Genomic DNA, 18412 nt, shown 5'->3' on the forward strand with positions numbered 1-18412 from the left:
TGCGTGCACTGACACCGGATGCGATCTTCCAGTTTCATCCGGGTGGTGGCGGCATCAACTTCGCCAAGCAATACGGCGGCTCGGGCCTGTCGGCGCAAATCCCGATGGTGGTGCCGGTGTTCTCCATGGATGAACGCATGCTCGCCGCCGTCGGTGATGTGGCCAAGGGCACCAACGTCGTCACCCTCTGGAACCCGCAATCGGACAATCCGGCCAACCAGGCTTTCGTCAAGGCCTTCACCGAGAAATACAAGCGCGCCCCGACGGTGTATGCCGCCCAGACCTACGACACGGCACGGCTGATCGGCGCCGCCCTGAAAACTTCCCAAGGCAATCTGAAAGACCAGCCGGCTTTCCGCGCGGCGATGAAGAACGTCCAGTTCGATTCCATTCGCGGTGACTTCAGCTTCGCCCAGAACCAGCACCCGGTGATCGACTGGTACCTGCTGCAAGTGCAGGCCGGTGCCGACGGCAAGCTGGTGGAAGTGCCGATCAGGACCCTGGCGACCCGCCACGTCGACAGCTACGCCGCTCAATGCTCGATCTGACCGGCACCTGAGCCCTGTCCTCGCCCTGCAGCACAGCTGCGGGGCGTTTTCGTGAGGAACGCAGTCATGTTATTGCTCGAACAGATTCTCAACGGCCTGCAATACAGCGCCTTGCTGTTTTTGCTGGCCTCAGGCCTGACCCTGATTTTCGGCATCATGGGCGTGATCAATCTGGCCCACGGTGCTTTCTATATGGTCGGCGCGTTCTGTGCTGCCTACACCGCCATGGCCACCGGCTCGTTCTGGCTGGGTGGCCTGGCCGCGCTGATCGGCTCGGCCTGTTACGGCGCGCTGATCGAAACTTCGATCATGCGCCGCCTCTACAATCGCGATCACCTGGATCAGGTACTGGCGACATTGGCCGTGGTGTTTTTCAGCAACGAACTGCTGACCCTGATCTTCGGCCGCAGCCCACCGGCGATGCCCACACCCGAGTGGTATTCAAGTTTTGTCGAAGTGCTGCCGGGGCTGATGTACCCGGTCAGCCGGCTGCTGTTCATCGCCGCAGGGCTGGTAGTGGCTGTCGGCATGTGGCTGCTGATCAACCACACGCGCCTGGGCATGCTGATTCGCGCCGGTGCCGACGACCACGAAATGGTCGGCGCGCTGGGCGTCAACATCGCCCGGCTGTACACCCTGGTGTTCGTATTCGGCTGCGTACTGTGCGGCCTGGCCGGTTTCATGGCCGCACCGCTGCTGTCGGTGGAAATCGGCATGGGTGAAAAGATCCTGATCACCACCTTCGTGGTCATCGTCGTCGGCGGTGTCGGCTCGGTGCGCGGTGCGTTGGTGGGGGCGTTACTGATCGGCATGGTCGACAGCCTCGGCCGTGCCTACATTCCGCCGCTGCTGGACCAGCTGTTACCCAGCGAAACCAGCGGCACCCTGAGCGCCGGGCTGATTTCCGCCAGCGCCTACATCGTCATGGCCCTGGTGCTGCTGGTTCGCCCACGCGGCCTGCTGCCGGCCCGCGCCTGAGGAGAACGCTATGTCACCACGCCTCATCATCGACCTCGCGTGCCTGGCGACATTCGCCTGCATGCCGCTGCTGGCTCACTGGTTGCACGAACCTTACCTGGTCAGCTTCTTCACCCGCCTTGCCATCTACGGCATGGCGGCCATCAGCCTGGACCTGCTGATCGGCTACGGCGCCATGGTCAGCTTCGGCCATGCCGCGTTCTTCGGCCTGGGCGGTTACATTGTTGGCATCGTTGCTTTTCATACTTCGCAAGGCATGCCGTTGTGGGGCTGGGAAGGCAGCAACAGTGCGCTGGTGGTGTGGCCCCTGGCCTTGCTGGTCTGCGCACTGCTCTCGCTGCTGGTGGGTTATCTGTCGCTGCGCACCAGTGGCGTGCAGTTCATCATGATCACACTGGCGTTCGGCCAGATGCTCTACTTCGTGCTCGGTTCGCTGTCGTTGTACGGCGGCGACGACGGCATTCTGCTTAACGAGCGCAATACCTTCGGCGCGCTGGATCTGGGTGACGCCAACCACTTCTACTACCTGTGCGTGGCCTTGCTGGCCGGCTGGTTGCTGCTGTGCCGGCGACTGGTCAATTCACGTTTCGGTTTTGTGTTGCGCGGGCTCAAGCAAAGCGAGCGGCGCAGCGTCAGCCTGGGCCTCAAACCCTTGCGCTATCGCCTGACGGCGTTTGTGATCGCCGGCACCGGCGGTGGCCTGGCGGGGATTTTGTGGGCTAACTACGCGTTATTCGTGAGCCCCGACATGGGCGCCTGGCACAAGTCCGGCGAGCTGATGGCGATGGTGATCCTCGGTGGCGTCGGCACCCTGCTCGGCCCACTGCTGGGCGCGGCCACTTACCTGGGCCTTGAACAGGTGCTGAGCCAGTGGACCGAGCACTGGATGCTGATCTTCGGGCCTCTGCTTTTGCTGGTAGTGCTGTTCGGCAAGAAAGGCGTCTACGGATTGCTGCTGAGTCTGTTGCAGCGCAAACCGAAGAGAGTTGCCATCAAACCGAACGCCGCTGTGGAGGCACGCCCATGAGCGCACAACTATCGATTCATGATCTGCACAAGGCCTTCGGCGCGGTGAAGGCCACTAACGGCGCCAGCCTTGAACTGGCCAAGGGCGAGTTGCACGCCATCATTGGCCCCAACGGCGCCGGTAAATCCACGCTGATCGCGCAGATCGCCGGGGAGATTTTTCCCGACCAGGGCCAGATTCACCTCAATGGCCAGGACATTACCCGCGTGCCGGCCTGGCAGCGGCCGCGCCTGGGATTGGCGCGGGCCTTCCAGGTCAGCCAGCTGTATACCGAGTTCACCCTGCTGGAAAACGTCGCCCTGGCCATCGCTGCCCGCGACGGCAAGGCGTTCGGCATGTGGCGTCCGCTGAGCCGCGACACCCGCCTGCTGGAACCGGCGCAGGGCTACTTGCAACAGGTGGGCCTGGGTCTTCGCGCACAAGACCCGGTCCACGAACTGTCCCATGGCGAACGGCGGCAACTGGAGATCGCACTCGCACTGGCCCAGGAAGCTTCGGTGCTATTGCTTGATGAACCGATGGCCGGGATGGGGGCCGACGAATCTGCGCGCATGACCGAGCTGCTGCACAGCCTCAAGGGCCGGTACGCGATCCTGCTGGTCGAACACGACATGGACGCGGTATTCGCCCTCGCCGACCGCATCACGGTGCTGGTGTATGGCCAGACGGTGCTGACCGGCAGCGTCGAGCAAGTGCGCAATGACCCGCAAGTACGGGCCGCTTACCTGGGAGAAGAACATGCTTGAGGTTCAAGGTTTGAAAGCAGGCTACGGCTTGAGCCAGGTGTTGTTCGACATGCACCTGAGCATCGAGCAGGGCCAGGTGGTGTCGCTGATCGGCCGCAACGGCATGGGCAAGACCACCACGGTCAAGTCGATCATGGGATTGCTCAAGCCCAGTGCCGGCAGCATCCGCATCAACGGCACGGAAATGCGTGGAGCTGCGCCCTATCGCATCGCCAAGGCCGGCCTGGGCCTGGTGCCGGAGGGTCGCCGCGCGTTCGGAACCTTGAGCGTGCGGGAAAATCTGCTGGCCACCGCTACGCGGGGCAAGTGGGATCTGGCGCGGGTCTATGAACTGTTTCCGCGCTTGCTGGAACGCCAGGACCAACTGTCACGCACCCTGTCAGGCGGCGAGCAGCAGATGCTGGTAGTCGGCCGCGCGTTGTTGACCAACCCCAACCTGCTGATTCTCGACGAAGCCACTGAAGGCCTGGCACCGATCATTCGCGAGCAGATCTGGAGTTGCCTGGCCACCCTCAAGGCCGAGGGCGAGACGATTCTGGTAATTGACAAAAACCTCAAGGAAATGGCGCGGGTGGTCGACCGTCATCACATCATCGAGAAGGGACGACAGGTCTGGGACGGCACACCGCTGGAACTGGCGGCGCAACCCGAACTGTCACAACGCTACCTGGGAGTGTGAGCGGACATGGACCTCGATCAGGCTTACAACAACGTCGCCGCCGTGGGTAATTTTCCACAGATCATGCAGGGCTTTCGTCAACGCAGTGCCCAGACCTACAAGCGCCATGCCTGGCAACGTGACCTGGCGTATGGCGATGCCATACGCGAGCGATTCGACTGGTACGCCCAGACGACTGCCGGGGCGCCGACACTGCTGTTCATCCACGGCGGTTACTGGCAGGCCTCGGACAAGGAAGACTACGCCTTTATCGCAGAAGGCCTGATCGAGGCCGGCTGCAATGTCGGGTTGCTGGAGTACACCCTGGCGCCCGAGGCAAGCATGGGCACCATCGTCGGCCAGATCGGCAAGGCTCTGGACTACCTGTTGGCGCATCGCGAATTTTTCAACATAGGCCAGCAAGTGGTGCTGTGCGGGCACTCGGCGGGTGGCCACCTGACTGCGTTGCATCGCCGGCATCCGCTGGTGACCCTGGCCATGCCGATCAGCGGCCTGATGGAGCTGGAACCCATCAGCCGTTGCTGGCTGAACGACAAGCTGCAACTGAGCGACGAAGACATCCAGCGCTATAGCCCGCAAAGGCTGATCGGCGATGGCGCACCGCTGCTGCTGACCGTGGGCGCAGATGAGTTGCCGGAGTTGATACGCCATTCCCGCGAGTACGCCAGTGCCTGTCGCGAGGCCGGGCAGGCCGTGAGCCTGGTCGAGCTTGCAGGGTGTCATCACTTTGCAGTGCTGGACGATCTGGCGAAGGCTGAGGGTGAACACTTGCGGGTTTTACTTGAGTTGCTGAACCGGTAGGAGCGGGCCTCGCTCCTGCAACAATCACTCTCGCCAGAAGTGGATACCGGTTTGCCGTTTGCGGCTTTTTTGACCCTCTGAGGCTTCATACAGTGGCTACGAATTCAGACAGGAATTGCGTATGTCCAGCCTCTCGCTCAGGGTCCAACAGATCGAGCCTCTGACCCCAAGAATCCGCCGCGTGCTGCTGGTGTCCAGCAACGCCCAGCCATTGCCCGGCTTCACCGCCGGGGCGCACCTTGAGTTGCATGTCCCTGGCAGTCGCGCTCAACGCCGAGCCTATTCGCTGGTCAACCTGCCCGATGGTGCACACTACGAAATCGCCGTTCAGCTCGAAGAGTCGAGCACAGGTGGATCGCGTTGGGTGCACTCGCTCAAGGTCGGCGATGAACTGCTGGCCGAGGCGCCACGCAACCACTTCCCATTGTGTGAAACCACCGAGCATGCCCTGCTGATCGCCGGGGGCATCGGTATCACGCCGATGCTCAGCATGGCCCGGTCACTGCAAGCAGCGGGCAAGTCCTTCACCCTGCATTACGCCGGTCGCGACGAAACGCAGATGGCCTATCTGCCAGAAGCTCGCGCCTGCCTCGACCACCATTGCTGGATCAGCGGCGGCGACCCGCAAAAGCGCTTGCCTGCCGCCGCGATCCTTGCCGCGCCAAGACCCGGCCTGCACCTCTATATCTGCGGCCCGACCGCCCTGCTCAACAGCGTGCTGTCCTGCGCTCGCGAACAGGGCTGGGCAGAAGATCACCTGCATTACGAACTGTTCAGCGGCGCTTTGGAAATGGCCGGCGATCAAGGCTTTGAAGTGCACCTGCGCGAAAGCGGCGTGAACCTGCAGGTGGCCGCCGGGCAAAGCGTGCTGGACGCCATGCTCCAGGCCGGCCTGGACCCGATGTTCGATTGCCGACGAGGTGACTGCGGGGTGTGCGTCGCCCAGGTCATCGACGGTCAGCCAGACCACCGTGACATCTGCCTGTCGGAGCGCGAACGCGCCACCGGCAGTTTCTGCACCTGTGTCTCCCGTGCCAGCAGCGCGCTGCTGGTGCTCGATCTGTGACAAGCCGAGGACATCCCGTGATACCGACCAACGAGCAAATTGCTGCCTTGATTCGCGAGGACAGCGTACACAAGAGCGTCTACACCGATCCGACCCTGTTCAAGCTGGAAATGGAGCGCATCTACGGCAACGCCTGGATCTACGTTGGCCATGAAAGCCAGGTGAAAAACCACGGCGATTACCACACCACGCGCATCGGCGATCAGGACGTGATCATGGTGCGCGGCGCCAACCAGCAAGTCAGCGTGCTGTACAACCGCTGCCCGCACAAGGGCGCCAAACTGGTCGCCGACGGTGACGGCAGTGTCGGCAAATTCTTCCGCTGCCCGTACCACGCCTGGACCTTCAAACTCGACGGCCAACATTTGTCGGCACCGCTCAAAAGTGGATTCGAAGGCACTTGCTACGACCCCAAGCACCCGGATTTTTCCATGGTCAGCGTTGCCCGCGTCGAGACCTATCGCGGCTTCGTGTTCGCCAGCCAGGCAGCGTTCGGACCGGACTTGAAATCTTTCCTGGGCGGCGTCATCACCTCCATCGACAACCTCTGTGACCGCTCACCGATCGGTGAAGTCGAGGTCGCAGGCGGCATCTTCCGTGTTCAGCAGCGTTCGAACTGGAAGGTGTTCTACGAGAACCTGCACGACACCATGCATGCCCGCGTGACCCACGAATCGTCGGTAGACGCGGCGCGTGGCGAAGCCGAAGCCATCGGTGAAATGCCCTTCGAGTTGCTGATCATGGACGGCAACGGCGAACCCTACGACTTCTGGGAAAAACTCGAACTGCGCGCCTACCACAACGGCCACGGCTACATGGAAGCGATCTTCGACCCGGCCGCCGCCGAGCGCGACGAGGTCTCCCGCGCTCACTTCGAATGCCTGAGCCAAGCCTACGGCGAGCAGCGCGCCAAGGAAATTCTGGGCATGAACCGCCACAACACGGTGATTTACGGCAGCGGATCGCCGCACACGGTGTTCATGCAATTCCGGGTCATCCGCCCCATCGCCGTGGACCAGACCATGGTCGAGATCCAGACCTTCCGCTGCAAGGGTGCTCCAGATGCCGTGTTCGACCGCGCGCTGACCTACGCGAACGTCATCAACTCGCCCTCCTCCAACGTGATGCCCGACGACGTCGAAGTCTATGCCCGCTGTCAGGAAGGCAACATGACCCGCGGTGGCGAGTGGATCAGCATGCACCGCTACGCGGGCACCGATAAGCCGCTGGAAGACGGAGCAGTGTCCACCAACGGCACCAGCGAACTGCCGATGCGCAACCAGTTCGCCGCCTGGAAACAGTTCATGACCGCCACCCTGATCGCCAAGGAGAGCACCCATGCTGCTTGACCGCCGTATCGACGTCGACACCCGCCAGTTGACTCCCGCCCAGGTTCCCGTCGAAACCCTGCGCCAGCTCGAACAGTTTCTTTACCAAGAGGCGCGCCTGCTCGATGAGCGGCGTTTCTGGGAGTGGGACAAGCTGTTCACCGACACCGGCATGTACTGGGTGCCGCACAAGCACGAGCAAGCCAACCCGTTCGACCATATCTCGCTGTTCTGGGAAAACCGCATGCTGCGCGAGGTGCGGATCCGCCGCGTGGAAAACGCCCGCAATTGGTCGCAGCAACCGCAGACGCAAACCGCGCACCTGGTCGGCAACGTGATGGTTGAAGGTCTAGATGCCCAGGGCCTGCTGGTGGTCAGCGCCAGCTTCCAGTACAGCGAATGGCGTCTGGAGCAACGCCAGCTCGCCGGTCGCTACACCTATAAATTGGCCGCCCGGGAAAGCGGCGGCTGGCAGATCCAGCTCAAGCGCGTGGACCTCATCAACTGCAACGATGTGTTCGCCAATCTTGAGGTATTCGTGTGATGAACGCGCCGATGCTGATCGCCCTGCATTATCAGAACGACGTATTGCATCCCGAAGGCAAGATTCAGGTCGGGCTCGGCGCCGATGACGGCGTGCGTGCTGAGCTGCTCGACGCTGCCGGCCGACTGCTCGCCGGCGCACGCGCCAAGGGCTGGCCAATCGTTCACGTGCGTGTGGCGTTCCGACCGGACTACGCCGACCTGATCCAGAACGCGCCGATATTGCGCACGGTCGCCACCCTTGGCGCCGTCCGGGAAGGCAGTTGGGGCGCGGAATTCCTCGGCGCTCTGGCCCCGCTCAACAGCCGCCGTGAGTTCGTTGTCACCCATCAGCGGATCAATGCGTTTTATGGCTCGCCGCTTGAAACCGTGGTGCGCCAATTCAATCCCTCGCACCTTTTGATAGCCGGCGTGGCCACCCACTCGGTGGTGGAAAGTACGGTGCGCCATGCGGTGGATTGCGGTTTCGAGGTGACGGTCGCAGCGGATGCCTGCGCCAGCGCAGACAGCGGCGCACACGCGGCATCGCTGGCGAGCATGGCGCTGATCGCCCGAATCCGTCAGGTCAATGAAGCTCTGGAGGACTTGTCATGATGCTCGAAGGCAAAGTGGCCATTGTGACCGGCAGCACCCAGGGTCTGGGCCTGGACATTGCTCGGCAGCTGTCGACCGAGGGTGCACGGGTGATGCTGGTGGGGCGCAACGCCGACAGTGGCCAGGCACTGGCGCAGGAACTCGATTGCGGATTTTCGGCTTGTGACGTGGAGCGCGACGAGGACATCGACGCGTGCATCGCGGCCACGCTGGCCCGTTTCGGCCGGCTCGACATACTGGTCAACAACGCTTGCCTGTACGCCGATCAAGGCCTGGCCTCGAACCGCGCACAGTGGCTGAAAACCCTGAACGTCAATCTGGTGTCGGCGGCGATCTTTACCCAGAAGGCCGCCGTGCATCTGCCCAGCGGTGGCGTGGTGATCAACATCGGCAGCACCGGTGGCAAGTTCGGCGCGGCCGGGCGCGCGCTCTACCCCGCCTCCAAAGCCGGCATCCTGCAACTGACAAAAAACCTGGCGATGACCCTGGCTCCGGAACAAATCCGGGTGCTGAGTGTGTCACCTGCCTGGACCTGGTCGCCCAGCGTCGCCGAACTGAGCGACAACGACCCGCAGCTGGCCGATCGGGTCGGGGCACCTTTTCACCCGCTCGGCCGCATCGGTCGCGGCCATGAGATAGCTAGCGTCGTGGCCTTTCTATGCAGCACCAGTGCCGGTTGGATGACCGGTGTCGATGTGCCGGTGGACGGCGGCTTTTCGATTCTCGGACCAGATCGTGGCGTGTCGCCGCGCGCGTGGTTCCAACAACACCGTGACAGCCAATAACTCCTGATAACCGAATGAGGTAGATGACATGGGCAAGATGATTGAGATCCGGGCAACGGACAGCTGCGCCACGTTCAGCGGTTACCTGGCCTTGCCGGCCAGCGGCAAAGGCCCCGGCGTGGTAATCGGCCAGGAGATTTTCGGGATCAACGCCAACATGCGCGCAGTGGCCGATTTCTATGCCGAGGAAGGCTATGTGGCGTTGGTGCCAGACCTGTTCTGGCGCCTGCAACCGGGCGTTGACCTGGGCTACACCGAAGCGGACTTCGCCGTGGCCATCGACCTGTTCCAGCGCCTGGACGTGGACAAGGCCGTCAATGACATCGACGCCAGTTTCAACACCCTGCGCGCACTGCCTGAAGTCGAAGACACGGGCCTGGGTTATGTCGGCTTCTGCATGGGGGGCAAACTGGCCTGGCTGACTGCCACGCGTACCGACGTGGCCTGCGCTGTCGGCTACTACGGCATGGGTATCGAGCACCTGCTGCACGAGTCGGAAAACCTCAAGGGTCGCCTGGTCCTGCATTTTGCCGAAAACGATGGCTATTGCGACGCCAGTGCCCGCGCCCAAATCAGCCAGCACCTGGCGGCCAATGCCAAAGCCGAAGTCTACGTGTACCCAGGCGCCGACCACGCTTTCGCCCGGGCCGGCAGCTCACACTACGACAAGCCGTCCTCGCTGATGGCCCATGAACGCAGCATCGCCGCTCTCAAGCGCGAGATCGGCCCACACTTCAATCTGTCGGCCCTGTGGGACGAACACATCCGCCACGAGTTCGAGACCCGCGACGTACCTGCCACCATGGCGACCATGGTCGCCGAGCCCTACGTCAACCATATTCCCACCATGACCGGCGGCGTCGGCGCCAAGGAACTCAGCCGTTTCTACCAACACCATTTTGTCCACGGCAATCCAGCGGACATGAAGCTCATCCCTATCTCGCGCACCATTGGCGCATTGCAGATCGTCGATGAGTTCATCATGTGCTTCACCCACAGCAGCGAAATCGACTGGATGCTGCCCAACGTGGCTCCGACCGGAAAGTACGTCGAGATTCCGATGTTGGGGGTGATCAAGTTTCGAGGGGACAAGCTCTACCACGAGCATATCTACTGGGACCAAGCCAGCGTGCTGGTGCAAATCGGCTTGTTGAACCCTGAAGGGCTGCCGGTGGCCGGAGTGGAAACGGCGAGAAAGCTCTTGGATGAACAACTGCCGTCGAATACGTTGATGGGGCGCTGGACGCAAAGCGGGCAATAGAAACCGACAATGAAAAAGGCCGATCTGTCATTCAACAGATCGGCCTTTTTTCATTCACTCAACCGTCAGACATGCTCACTGGCTTTCGCAAGCGTTGCCCTTGGCTCGCCATGCCCGTGTTCCGCCTCGACCACCGGAATCTCCTTGCCATCGCAGTCGTGCAGTTTGCCGTCGCTGAAGTAATCACCCTCACGCAGCGCCGCCAGATCCTGATAACGCAGAACCCGCTCAGTACCCGCTGCAAATACCGACTGCTGATCGGAGTTACCGGCAGTAAGGTGGTTGAAGGTCAGGTTGAGTACGATCGCCATGATCGCCGAGGAGCTGATGCCCGAATGGAAGATCGTGGCGAACCAGCTTGGGAAGTGGTCGTAGAAGTTCGGTGCAGCGATCGGGATCATGCCGAAGCCGATGGAAGTGGCGACGATGATCAGGTTGACGTTGTTGCGGTAGTCGACCTTGGACAGCGTACGAATGCCGCTGGCTGCCACGGTGCCGAACAGCACAATACCGGCGCCCCCCAGGACAGACGTCGGCACGGCGGCGATGACCCGCCCCATGAACGGCAACAGGCCGAGGATCACCAGGAACAGGCCGCCTGTGGCCACCACGTAGCGACTTTTGATTCCCGTCACCGCCACCAGCCCGACGTTCTGGGCGAAGGCGCTTTGGGTGAAAGAGCCGAAGATCGGCGCGATCATGCTCGACAGCATGTCAGCGCGCAGGCCATTGCCCAGACGCTTGGAGTCGACCTTGGTGTCGATGATTTCACCGACAGCCAGGATATCCGCCGAGGTTTCCACCAAGGTCACCATGACCACGATGCACATCGACAGGATCGCCGCGAAGTGGAAGGTCGGCATGCCGAAATGGAACGGGGTCGGGAAGCCGAACATCGGACCCTCGCTGACGGATGAGAAATCCGCCATGCCCAGGAACACCGCGACCACCGTACCGATAACCATTGCCAGCAGGATCGAGAGACGGGAGATGGTCGCGCTGCCGATCTTGCTCAATAACAGCACCAGCACCAGCGTCATTGCGGCCAGGCCGATGTTGGCCATGCTGCCGAACTCTGGGGAATGGCTGTTACCGCCCATGGCCCAGCGTGCGGCCACCGGCATCAACGTCAGGCCGATGGTGGTGATCACAATGCCCGTGACCAGGGGCGGGAAAAACTTGGTGATTCGTGAGAACACCGGCGTTATCAGCAATCCAATCAGGGACGCCGCTATCACCGCGCCCAGAATCGATTGAAACCCGCCCTCGCCGCCGCTGCTGACAATCGCCACCATGGTCGCGACACCCGAGAACGAAACACCCTGTACCAGCGGCAACTGACAACCGAAAAACGGCAGACCCAGGGTTTGCAGCAACGTGGCCAGCCCCCCCGCGAACAATGAAGCAGCAATCAACAAACCGATGTCCGCCGGCGACAGCCCGGCAGCCTGGCCGATGATCAAAGGCACCGCGACGATGCCACCGTACATGGTCAGAACATGTTGCAGGCCGTAAGCCATATTCGCGCCGATCCCGAGGTTTTCGTCTTCGGGCCGTTGGTGTGAAACATGGGGCGTTTTCATGTTAGGGGGTTCCCTGGTTTTTGTTATGCGCACACTGTATGCAAGACTCAGGACAAATGTCTATAGAGTTGTATACAACTTGCCCGTCAAAATATGAACGAGCAGTCATGCAGACTGTGTGCCACCGCGCTCCTGCCTCACCTAATTCCTTGAAATACATCCAGCCGAGCCATTCTCCTGCGCCCACTAGTCTTTTGAATGCATGGCGACGATCGGTCGACACCGCCTCCTTCCATATACATATAAAGTATGCATAATGAAGTCATTCGAAATTCAGTACCACAAGGCAAAGAACGCAGCCAACAAGCTCAAGCACCAAGGCATCAGCCTCGCCGAGGCTGAACCGGTTTTCCATGACGAGCGCGCTCTGACATTGCAGGACGACCACCATGACGAACAGCGCTGGATCACCATTGGGCTGGATGGCAAAGGGCGTTTATTGGTCGTTGCATACACCTATCGTGATCCGAATTTCGTTCGAATCATTTCTGCGCGCCTCGCCAGCAAAAACGAGCGGCGCCAGTATCTGGAGGCTTGAACCATGAAAGACGAATACGATTTTAGCGATGCCAAGCGCGGGGCAGTTGCCTCGGGCAAAGGCAAAACCCGCATCACCATCATGCTTGATGACGTGGTCATCAAGGCCGCACGCGCGTTGGCAGAAGATGAGGGCTACGGCTACCAGACCGTAATCAACAACATCCTGCGACGGGCTTTGCTCACCGCTTCGAGCAAAACGGCTGAAACGAATACGACTGGACATTTAAAACCGGGCATCACGGCCACGGAATTGAAAAGCCTGGAGAAAAAACTGCTCGAGGCCCTCAACGAAATTCATCGCGTGATGGAGCCCGACGCTCGGCCCTAGACCCTGGCCAATAAACAAAAACGGGCAGATTGATGCAATCTGCCCCTTTCTTGTGCACACGATAATGGCGCTATTGCAGCTTGATAAGCTGTTCGAGTGTGTGCATTAACGTCGCCTGGGTTGGCACCCGAATACCAAACTCGCCTTCCAGCACGCCAAGCAGGTCCTGCAAGTCGGCCATCTGCCGACGCTCGCTTTCGTGGCCGATGCGATGGATCGCAAAGCTGCCGTTATTGAGGGTGCGGCGCCAACCCTCCCCGGTCCGCGCCACCATCAGCTGACGGGCGAAGGGTGATTGCGGATGGGTCGAGACGTACCAATTGCCGACGCAATAATCGATATCTTCCTGGCGCTGCAGATCGAAGATGTACATCGCCCGCCACTCGTCGCCGACCTTGGCACGAAGCGTGTAGCCGTCAGCGTGCTGTTCGATGCGATAGGGTTCGTGTGGCGTGGGTTGCTCGGCGGGACTGTCGAGCAGCAGCGGCGCGGTGGGCACCATGCCGCCGAAACCGACATCGGTGATGTAACGCACGCCATCCAGCGTCACCAGGCTCAAGCGATGGGTGCGCGCCGTCCATGCGCCTTCGGGCTGGCCCATGACCACGCGACCACTGATGCCACGCACTTCGAAACCCAGTTCCTGCAGCAAGGTCAGGTACAGATAATTGAGTTCGTAACAGTAACCACCGCGTCCCTGATGCAAGACTTTTTGCTCGATCGACCCAAGATCGATGAGCACCGGCTCGCCGGACAAGGTCGTCAGGTTTTCAAACGGGAAAGCCCCGGTGTGGCGCAATTGAAGCTGACGCAAGGTCTCCAGGGTCGGCGCCGGGGGGGTATCGAAGCCCAGCCGTTGCAAATACAGCGCACGATTGGTCAGGCGTGGTTCGCTCATCGTTCAGTCCTTATGCACGCAAGCGGCGGATCATTCCGCCAATGGCCGCCAGATATAAGGGATGAACCACTGCGCACGACAATTGATTTAACCAATGGGCTGATGGGACAAATCAATGACGCTTGCGCGTACCCAGTTGAATCCAGGTTGGCGCATGGTCACTGGCATGGGGTTCATTTCGGACCCAGGCATCGACGCCAGCCTCCTCCAGGTAAGGACTCAGGGCCGGATTGAGGAGCAGATGATCAATGCGCAAACCGGAATTCGTCTGCCAATGCTGGCGAAAATAATCCCAGAAGGTGTAGACCCGTTCCTGCGGGTACAAATGCCGGATGGCGTCGGTCCAGCCCTGATCCAGCAGACGCTGAAAACACGCTCGGCTCTCGGGTTGCAGCAGCGCATCCTTGAGCCACGAGCGCGGATTGTAGATATCCAGATCGGTCGGGACCACGTTGTAGTCGCCGGCCAGCACCACCGGATGCTCACTGCTTTGCAGCGTCTGCGCGTGGCGGATCAGGCGCTCGAACCACGCCAGTTTGTAATCGAACTTCGGCCCCGGCTGTGGATTGCCGTTGGGCAGGTACAGGCAACCCACCAGAATTCCATGCACGGCAGCTTCCAGGTAGCGGCTGTGACTGTCGCTGTCGTCACCCGGCAACCCCCGGCGGCTTTCCAGCGGTTGCGCATCGCGCGCCAAAATCGCTACCCCATTCCACGAGGCTTGCCCTTGCCAGATCGCACCATAACCAATGGCTTCAAGCTCCGCTGCGGGGAATGCGCTGTCAGCTGATTTGAGTTCCTGTAAACAGGCGATGTCTGGACGTTCGCGTTCGAGCCAGGCAAGCAGGTTTGGCAGCCGTGCGCGCATACCGTTGACGTTGAACGTCGCGATCCGCAGTTTTTTCATGACCAACGCTCCATTTCCTGGCTGTCCTGGCTGTGACCGCAGGAACTTGCCAGTGGTTGCGTCGGCCCGCTGATTTGCAAGGCATTTGTACGCTTTCCAGCGCCAACAAGGCACAGGCTGCGCCGCTCGTCACCCTACCGGCACCAACCCTGCCGCCGTCCACACCAACATCAGGAACCGACTCACTTTTGTGGAGACGTAACCATGTTGAACATCAAAATGACTTCGTTGTTACTGGCCGGATTGTTGTCCGCGATGTCAGTGCACACCTTTGCGGAATCTACCGACAGCCCCGATGCAACCAACACCAAATCCGGTGCCACCAGCGGCCCGGTCATGCCACCTGATAACACCCCCTCAGCGCCCTCGGGTGGCAACGCCGGTGACGGCGGCGCTACCGGCTCCTCGAGCGGCAGTGCAGGAAGTGGTAGTGGTAGCGGCTCAGGCGCGGGTGGAGGGACCGGCTCTGCAGGTGGTGGAACCGGTGGTGCCGGCGGCGGGACAGGCAGCTGAACAAACAAACGCAGCCGATGACCGTCCTTCATCGGCTGCTTTCCATTGCTCGTATTTCACATCTGTTTGACCGGGGGCGGGTTCCACTTGCCGTTCAGCGCTTCGGCCTTTGGCCCGTACAGGCGCATGGTCAGGTTAAATGGGCCTTTGGGGGCCGGTAGCCAATTGGCCTCAAGATCTTTGCCGGGGCTTTCGTTCTGGAAGTAGATATCCAGTGAGCCATCTTCATTGGTTTTGAAAGGCATCCAGCTACTAACAGCAAAGCGATTGAGGCCATTGCCGACCTGGAAGCCTTCAGAATCGTAGAGAGTGATCGACCAGAATGCGTTCACCGGAGGCGCCTCACCCTTGGCGAAATGCATCACGTACTTGTTCACGCCATCGAGGGGCTTACCGTTGGCATCACCGATGTTCAGAGGATAAATCGCATCTTCGGGCAAATTGGCGCCGAGCCCCTGTTGGGCAACTATCGCCCGTTTCAAGTAGTAGTTGCCGTAGACGCCCATGGTGTCAGTGTTCATCGACCAGCCGTTAGCTACTCGTGCCAGGGTTTCCAATTTCCATTTCATCAGCGCCTGTGCCTCTTCAGGCACCGTCTCTAACGCCGCTTTGACGTCCGGGTCCATTGCATCCAGGTTAAACGTTTTACCGGGCTCGAAGCCGATACGTTTCATTTGTGCCAGCATCGGCTGATCAGTGCTGTGGGCGGGATGCATTTTCAGCAATTCACCGGCATAGGCGAAGTAGGTGGCTGCCGACATCGTGTCGACCTGGATCTTCGGCGGGGTCTTCATATCCACAGCCGGATCGATCTTGATGCTGACCGGTTCAGCGCTCTTGCCCAACCGCGACAACGGCGTCACGGTGTAGCCAGCCTGGATCTTGTGCACCGCCGCGTAATCCGCTGCGCCGTCGGTTTTGGTGCGGCCGATGACCCAGACAAAAGGCGTGGTTGCCGGCAAATGGTTTAAACCGGCAGGCACCGTGCCGGTCCAGCCCGGTGGCGTCACCAGAAACTGCGCGGCGTCGGTTCCCGTGGTGCGCCAGCCCGGTGAAGCGAATACATCGGTCCACATGTCGAGCATCGGCAACAAGTAAAAGCGCCCGTCAGTATTCGGCGTGGCGATGACCAACGGCTCTTTGGTCAAGTCGAGCCAGGCGATGGAATACAAGGTGTCGAAATTCGAACGCACCACCCCTTTGAAATTTGCCGGTGGATACTCCGGCACGTTCACAAACATGTTCATCGGGCCCTTACCGAATTCCTTGCCCGGCTCGATGTTGGTGAACTGCTTTCGGGTGATATCCATACTCAACAGCGGATAGAAATAAATGTAGGCATCAACGCCAATAGCGTGAGCTTCTGCAGATGTAATTTTCGATTGCGCGTGACTGACCAGCGGGAAGATAGCGGAGGCTGCAAGGGTCAAGGCAACGGCTGTCAATGCTTGGGTTATCAACATGTTGGCGATCATCCATGCGAAGGGGGCCCTGACCGTTTCGGCAGGGCTAACGCAACTCTAGACGATCAAATGCACGACATTTGACAGGCAGACAGTCGGCTGGAAGATGTGTTGCATACATGAAACAAGCCAATAAAGCACCTTCACCGATCCGAACGCATCAGCGCCTCCACACCGCCCTCCATCGACAGCACCGCCGAACGATTACGCCCCGAATGTTTGGCTTGATAGAGCGCCGCGTCAGCCCGCTGGATAAACACTTCCATGCTGTCGCGGCCCGTCGGCATGAACGAGTAACAGCCGAGACTGACCGTTACAAAACCGGTAGGCGACCCCGCGTGGCTGATGTTCTTGTCCATGACGCTGCGGCGGATCTGCTCGGCAATGGTCATGGCACCATGGATGTCAGTATCAGGGAGCAGCACGGCGAACTCTTCCCCGCCGTAACGCACCGCAAGATCAGCCTTGCGATGGCAACAACCTTTCACGGCGTGCGCGACTTGAGCGAGGCAATGGTCACCGACCACATGACCATAGGTGTCGTTGTAGCGCTTGAAAAAATCGATGTCGAGCATGATCAGGCTTAGCGCAGTGTGCTGGCGTGCGCCGCGGCCGAACTCGATATCCAGCGCTCGTTCGAACAAGCGGCGGTTGGCCAGACCGGTAAGGCTGTCGTGGGTGGCGATCAATTCCAGGGCTTGCTGAGCCCTGCGCAAATCCGCTTCGACTCGCTCGCCGACCCGAACCTGACGGATAAACATCCAGCCAAACAGTCCGACCCCCAGCATCACCAGCGCGACGATGAAGCTGGAGCGAAACGCTGTGTCGTACCACCCCGCCAGAATCGCTTCCCTGGACGATGCCGCCGAAACCACCAACGGATAAGCGTGTAGCTGTCGATAGCCATGTAACCGCACGATCCCATCCACCAACGAAGGGAACATCGCGTTGCCAGAGGTCGCCCGTGGCAACAGGTTCTGAAAGATTTCGCCCTTGGCCAGCGACGTGCCGATCTGTGCCTCCACGAACGGACGGCGCGCCAGAAGCGTGCCATCGGTCAACGCAATGAACATCGAGCCTTCTTCGTCGATGCTGAAGCTTCTGAAAAACTGGTCGAAGTAAGACATTTTGATCCCTGCCAGCAAAACGCCCTGGAACTCGCCGTTCCTGCCGTTCACCCGCTTGGAAATCGGGATGATCCACTCCCCGTTTTCGCGACTGCGAATGGCCGCGCCGATGTGCGCCACGGACGAGACATTCTGCTGGTGAAACCTGAAGTATTCGCGATCCGCCACACCGGGACCCCGGGGCAGATTCTCGAATGAGCTGACGATCCACTGGCCTTTTTGATCAAACAACAGGATGCCGTGCAACTGATCCAGCGACTGCACCCGTCGGACAAAGGTTTTCTGTAATCGTGACTTGAACGCCGGGCTGGAGCCGTCGAGTTGAATCCAGTCCACCAGGCTGGTCAGGACCAGATCGGCTTTCATGAAGGTGTCTTCGGCCTGTTGTGCCATGGCACGCGTGAGGTTCGACGATGCCACTTGAGCCTGATTCAGGTCGTGTCGCCGGGACTGCTCCAGTTGCAGATAAAGCAAGGCACCCAGGCAAAGACACACCGTGGCGATGAACAACACCGCAGCCTTGCGCAAGGGCAGGCGTTTCAATGCATCGCCGGGGGCGTGGTGCTGGTCGTCGAGGTGAATGGGCAAAAGCGCGTCCTGAAAAGGGCAAGTCATGAGTCCAGGCCCATATCCCTTGGTTCCGGGCGCCAAGTCTACGGGTTTGCAAAGTAAAAATGGGAACCGCTTGGCCAGTGGT

Annotated in this window: 20 protein-coding genes; 15 read left to right on the top strand and 5 right to left on the bottom strand. The window is 60.4% G+C overall.

The window, feature by feature from the left end:
• From D8V06_RS11270 to D8V06_RS11325, 12 genes are all read left to right on the top strand, one after another.
• A partial coding sequence (locus tag D8V06_RS11270) for an ABC transporter substrate-binding protein (RefSeq protein ID WP_153189254.1) occupies positions 1-548 on the top strand: 548 nt, incomplete at its 5' end.
• A gap of 66 nt (positions 549-614) precedes the next feature.
• Positions 615-1526 carry a branched-chain amino acid ABC transporter permease gene (locus D8V06_RS11275; RefSeq protein WP_046038155.1) on the top strand — a complete coding sequence of 304 codons (912 nt, stop codon included), beginning with the start codon at positions 615-617 and terminating at the stop codon, positions 1524-1526.
• A gap of 10 nt (positions 1527-1536) precedes the next feature.
• Complete coding sequence (locus D8V06_RS11280; RefSeq protein WP_056857088.1) at positions 1537-2553, top strand: branched-chain amino acid ABC transporter permease; 1017 nt, start codon at positions 1537-1539, stop codon at positions 2551-2553.
• Positions 2550-3299, top strand: a complete 750-nt coding sequence (locus D8V06_RS11285) for an ABC transporter ATP-binding protein (protein WP_056857087.1) — start codon at positions 2550-2552, stop codon at positions 3297-3299. Before D8V06_RS11280 ends, D8V06_RS11285 begins: the two co-directional genes overlap by 4 nt.
• The gene (locus tag D8V06_RS11290; protein WP_056857086.1) at positions 3292-3978 is read left to right on the top strand and encodes an ABC transporter ATP-binding protein; all 687 of its coding nucleotides are present in this window, start codon (positions 3292-3294) and stop codon (positions 3976-3978) included. Before D8V06_RS11285 ends, D8V06_RS11290 begins: the two co-directional genes overlap by 8 nt.
• 6 nt (positions 3979-3984) lie before the next feature.
• A complete protein-coding gene (locus tag D8V06_RS11295; RefSeq protein WP_130903752.1) occupies positions 3985-4779 on the top strand; it encodes an alpha/beta hydrolase in 795 nt (264 codons plus the stop codon).
• Between the two features lie 121 nt (positions 4780-4900).
• Positions 4901-5845, top strand: a complete 945-nt coding sequence (locus tag D8V06_RS11300; protein ID WP_130903751.1) for a PDR/VanB family oxidoreductase — start codon at positions 4901-4903, stop codon at positions 5843-5845.
• Between the two features lie 17 nt (positions 5846-5862).
• Positions 5863-7194, top strand: a complete 1332-nt coding sequence (locus D8V06_RS11305; RefSeq protein WP_130903750.1) for an aromatic ring-hydroxylating dioxygenase subunit alpha — start codon at positions 5863-5865, stop codon at positions 7192-7194.
• The gene (locus tag D8V06_RS11310) at positions 7184-7717 is read left to right on the top strand and encodes an aromatic-ring-hydroxylating dioxygenase subunit beta (protein ID WP_056857082.1); all 534 of its coding nucleotides are present in this window, start codon (positions 7184-7186) and stop codon (positions 7715-7717) included. Before D8V06_RS11305 ends, D8V06_RS11310 begins: the two co-directional genes overlap by 11 nt.
• Positions 7717-8310 carry a cysteine hydrolase gene (locus D8V06_RS11315; protein ID WP_056857081.1) on the top strand — a complete coding sequence of 198 codons (594 nt, stop codon included), beginning with the start codon at positions 7717-7719 and terminating at the stop codon, positions 8308-8310. Before D8V06_RS11310 ends, D8V06_RS11315 begins: the two co-directional genes overlap by 1 nt.
• Positions 8307-9095 (top strand): SDR family oxidoreductase, encoded by a 789-nt coding sequence (locus D8V06_RS11320; RefSeq protein ID WP_130903749.1) that lies wholly within the window; start codon positions 8307-8309, stop codon positions 9093-9095. Before D8V06_RS11315 ends, D8V06_RS11320 begins: the two co-directional genes overlap by 4 nt.
• A gap of 28 nt (positions 9096-9123) precedes the next feature.
• Positions 9124-10356, top strand: coding sequence for a dienelactone hydrolase family protein (locus D8V06_RS11325; RefSeq protein ID WP_130903748.1), 1233 nt, complete (start codon positions 9124-9126; stop codon positions 10354-10356).
• 65 nt (positions 10357-10421) lie between these two features.
• Here the strand turns inward: D8V06_RS11325 and D8V06_RS11330 are convergent, their stop codons facing one another.
• On the bottom strand, positions 10422-11939 hold the full coding sequence (locus tag D8V06_RS11330) for a nucleobase:cation symporter-2 family protein (RefSeq protein ID WP_130903747.1): 1518 nt from the start codon (positions 11937-11939) through the stop codon (positions 10422-10424).
• A 256-nt stretch (positions 11940-12195) separates the two neighbouring features.
• Here D8V06_RS11330 and D8V06_RS11335 point away from each other — a divergent pair, with 256 nt between their 5' ends.
• Together D8V06_RS11335 and D8V06_RS11340 are read left to right on the top strand one after the other, a co-directional pair.
• Positions 12196-12477 carry a BrnT family toxin gene (locus tag D8V06_RS11335; RefSeq protein WP_056857077.1) on the top strand — a complete coding sequence of 94 codons (282 nt, stop codon included), beginning with the start codon at positions 12196-12198 and terminating at the stop codon, positions 12475-12477.
• A gap of 3 nt (positions 12478-12480) precedes the next feature.
• Positions 12481-12807 (top strand): BrnA antitoxin family protein, encoded by a 327-nt coding sequence (locus tag D8V06_RS11340; protein ID WP_130903746.1) that lies wholly within the window; start codon positions 12481-12483, stop codon positions 12805-12807.
• A gap of 70 nt (positions 12808-12877) precedes the next feature.
• Here D8V06_RS11340 and D8V06_RS11345 read toward each other — a convergent pair whose 3' ends face one another.
• Together D8V06_RS11345 and D8V06_RS11350 are read right to left on the bottom strand one after the other, a co-directional pair.
• Positions 12878-13705 (bottom strand): arylamine N-acetyltransferase, encoded by an 828-nt coding sequence (locus D8V06_RS11345; protein ID WP_130903745.1) that lies wholly within the window; start codon positions 13703-13705, stop codon positions 12878-12880.
• 112 nt (positions 13706-13817) lie between these two features.
• A complete protein-coding gene (locus D8V06_RS11350; protein WP_056857074.1) occupies positions 13818-14612 on the bottom strand; it encodes an exodeoxyribonuclease III in 795 nt (264 codons plus the stop codon).
• A 204-nt stretch (positions 14613-14816) separates the two neighbouring features.
• Between D8V06_RS11350 and D8V06_RS30375 the strand changes: the two genes are divergently transcribed.
• On the top strand, positions 14817-15125 hold the full coding sequence (locus D8V06_RS30375) for a hypothetical protein (RefSeq protein WP_082557690.1): 309 nt from the start codon (positions 14817-14819) through the stop codon (positions 15123-15125).
• Positions 15126-15181: 56 nt separating this feature from the next.
• Here D8V06_RS30375 and D8V06_RS11360 read toward each other — a convergent pair whose 3' ends face one another.
• Complete coding sequence (locus D8V06_RS11360) at positions 15182-16588, bottom strand: DUF1254 domain-containing protein (protein ID WP_130903744.1); 1407 nt, start codon at positions 16586-16588, stop codon at positions 15182-15184.
• A gap of 143 nt (positions 16589-16731) precedes the next feature.
• On the bottom strand, positions 16732-18303 hold the full coding sequence (locus D8V06_RS11365) for a GGDEF domain-containing protein (RefSeq protein ID WP_130930981.1): 1572 nt from the start codon (positions 18301-18303) through the stop codon (positions 16732-16734).
• Positions 18304-18412 lie beyond the last annotated feature (109 nt).

Origin of the sequence: Pseudomonas sp. Sample_24, assembly GCF_004307605.1 — a bacterium.
Taxonomy (GTDB): Bacteria; Pseudomonadota; Gammaproteobacteria; order Pseudomonadales; family Pseudomonadaceae; genus Aquipseudomonas.

Coding starts and splice junctions, on each gene's coding strand:
- D8V06_RS11335 (WP_056857077.1), top strand. CDS start 12,196: ATGAAGTCATTCGAAATTCAGTACCACAAGGCAAAGAACGCAGCCAAC.
- D8V06_RS11345 (WP_130903745.1), bottom strand. CDS start 13,705: ATGAGCGAACCACGCCTGACCAATCGTGCGCTGTATTTGCAACGGCTG.
- D8V06_RS11280 (WP_056857088.1), top strand. CDS start 1,537: ATGTCACCACGCCTCATCATCGACCTCGCGTGCCTGGCGACATTCGCC.
- D8V06_RS11300 (WP_130903751.1), top strand. CDS start 4,901: ATGTCCAGCCTCTCGCTCAGGGTCCAACAGATCGAGCCTCTGACCCCA.
- D8V06_RS11285 (WP_056857087.1), top strand. CDS start 2,550: ATGAGCGCACAACTATCGATTCATGATCTGCACAAGGCCTTCGGCGCG.
- D8V06_RS11325 (WP_130903748.1), top strand. CDS start 9,124: ATGGGCAAGATGATTGAGATCCGGGCAACGGACAGCTGCGCCACGTTC.
- D8V06_RS11290 (WP_056857086.1), top strand. CDS start 3,292: ATGCTTGAGGTTCAAGGTTTGAAAGCAGGCTACGGCTTGAGCCAGGTG.
- D8V06_RS11340 (WP_130903746.1), top strand. CDS start 12,481: ATGAAAGACGAATACGATTTTAGCGATGCCAAGCGCGGGGCAGTTGCC.
- D8V06_RS30375 (WP_082557690.1), top strand. CDS start 14,817: ATGTTGAACATCAAAATGACTTCGTTGTTACTGGCCGGATTGTTGTCC.
- D8V06_RS11315 (WP_056857081.1), top strand. CDS start 7,717: ATGAACGCGCCGATGCTGATCGCCCTGCATTATCAGAACGACGTATTG.
- D8V06_RS11275 (WP_046038155.1), top strand. CDS start 615: ATGTTATTGCTCGAACAGATTCTCAACGGCCTGCAATACAGCGCCTTG.
- D8V06_RS11295 (WP_130903752.1), top strand. CDS start 3,985: ATGGACCTCGATCAGGCTTACAACAACGTCGCCGCCGTGGGTAATTTT.
- D8V06_RS11350 (WP_056857074.1), bottom strand. CDS start 14,612: ATGAAAAAACTGCGGATCGCGACGTTCAACGTCAACGGTATGCGCGCA.
- D8V06_RS11310 (WP_056857082.1), top strand. CDS start 7,184: ATGCTGCTTGACCGCCGTATCGACGTCGACACCCGCCAGTTGACTCCC.
- D8V06_RS11330 (WP_130903747.1), bottom strand. CDS start 11,939: ATGAAAACGCCCCATGTTTCACACCAACGGCCCGAAGACGAAAACCTC.
- D8V06_RS11320 (WP_130903749.1), top strand. CDS start 8,307: ATGATGCTCGAAGGCAAAGTGGCCATTGTGACCGGCAGCACCCAGGGT.
- D8V06_RS11360 (WP_130903744.1), bottom strand. CDS start 16,588: ATGTTGATAACCCAAGCATTGACAGCCGTTGCCTTGACCCTTGCAGCC.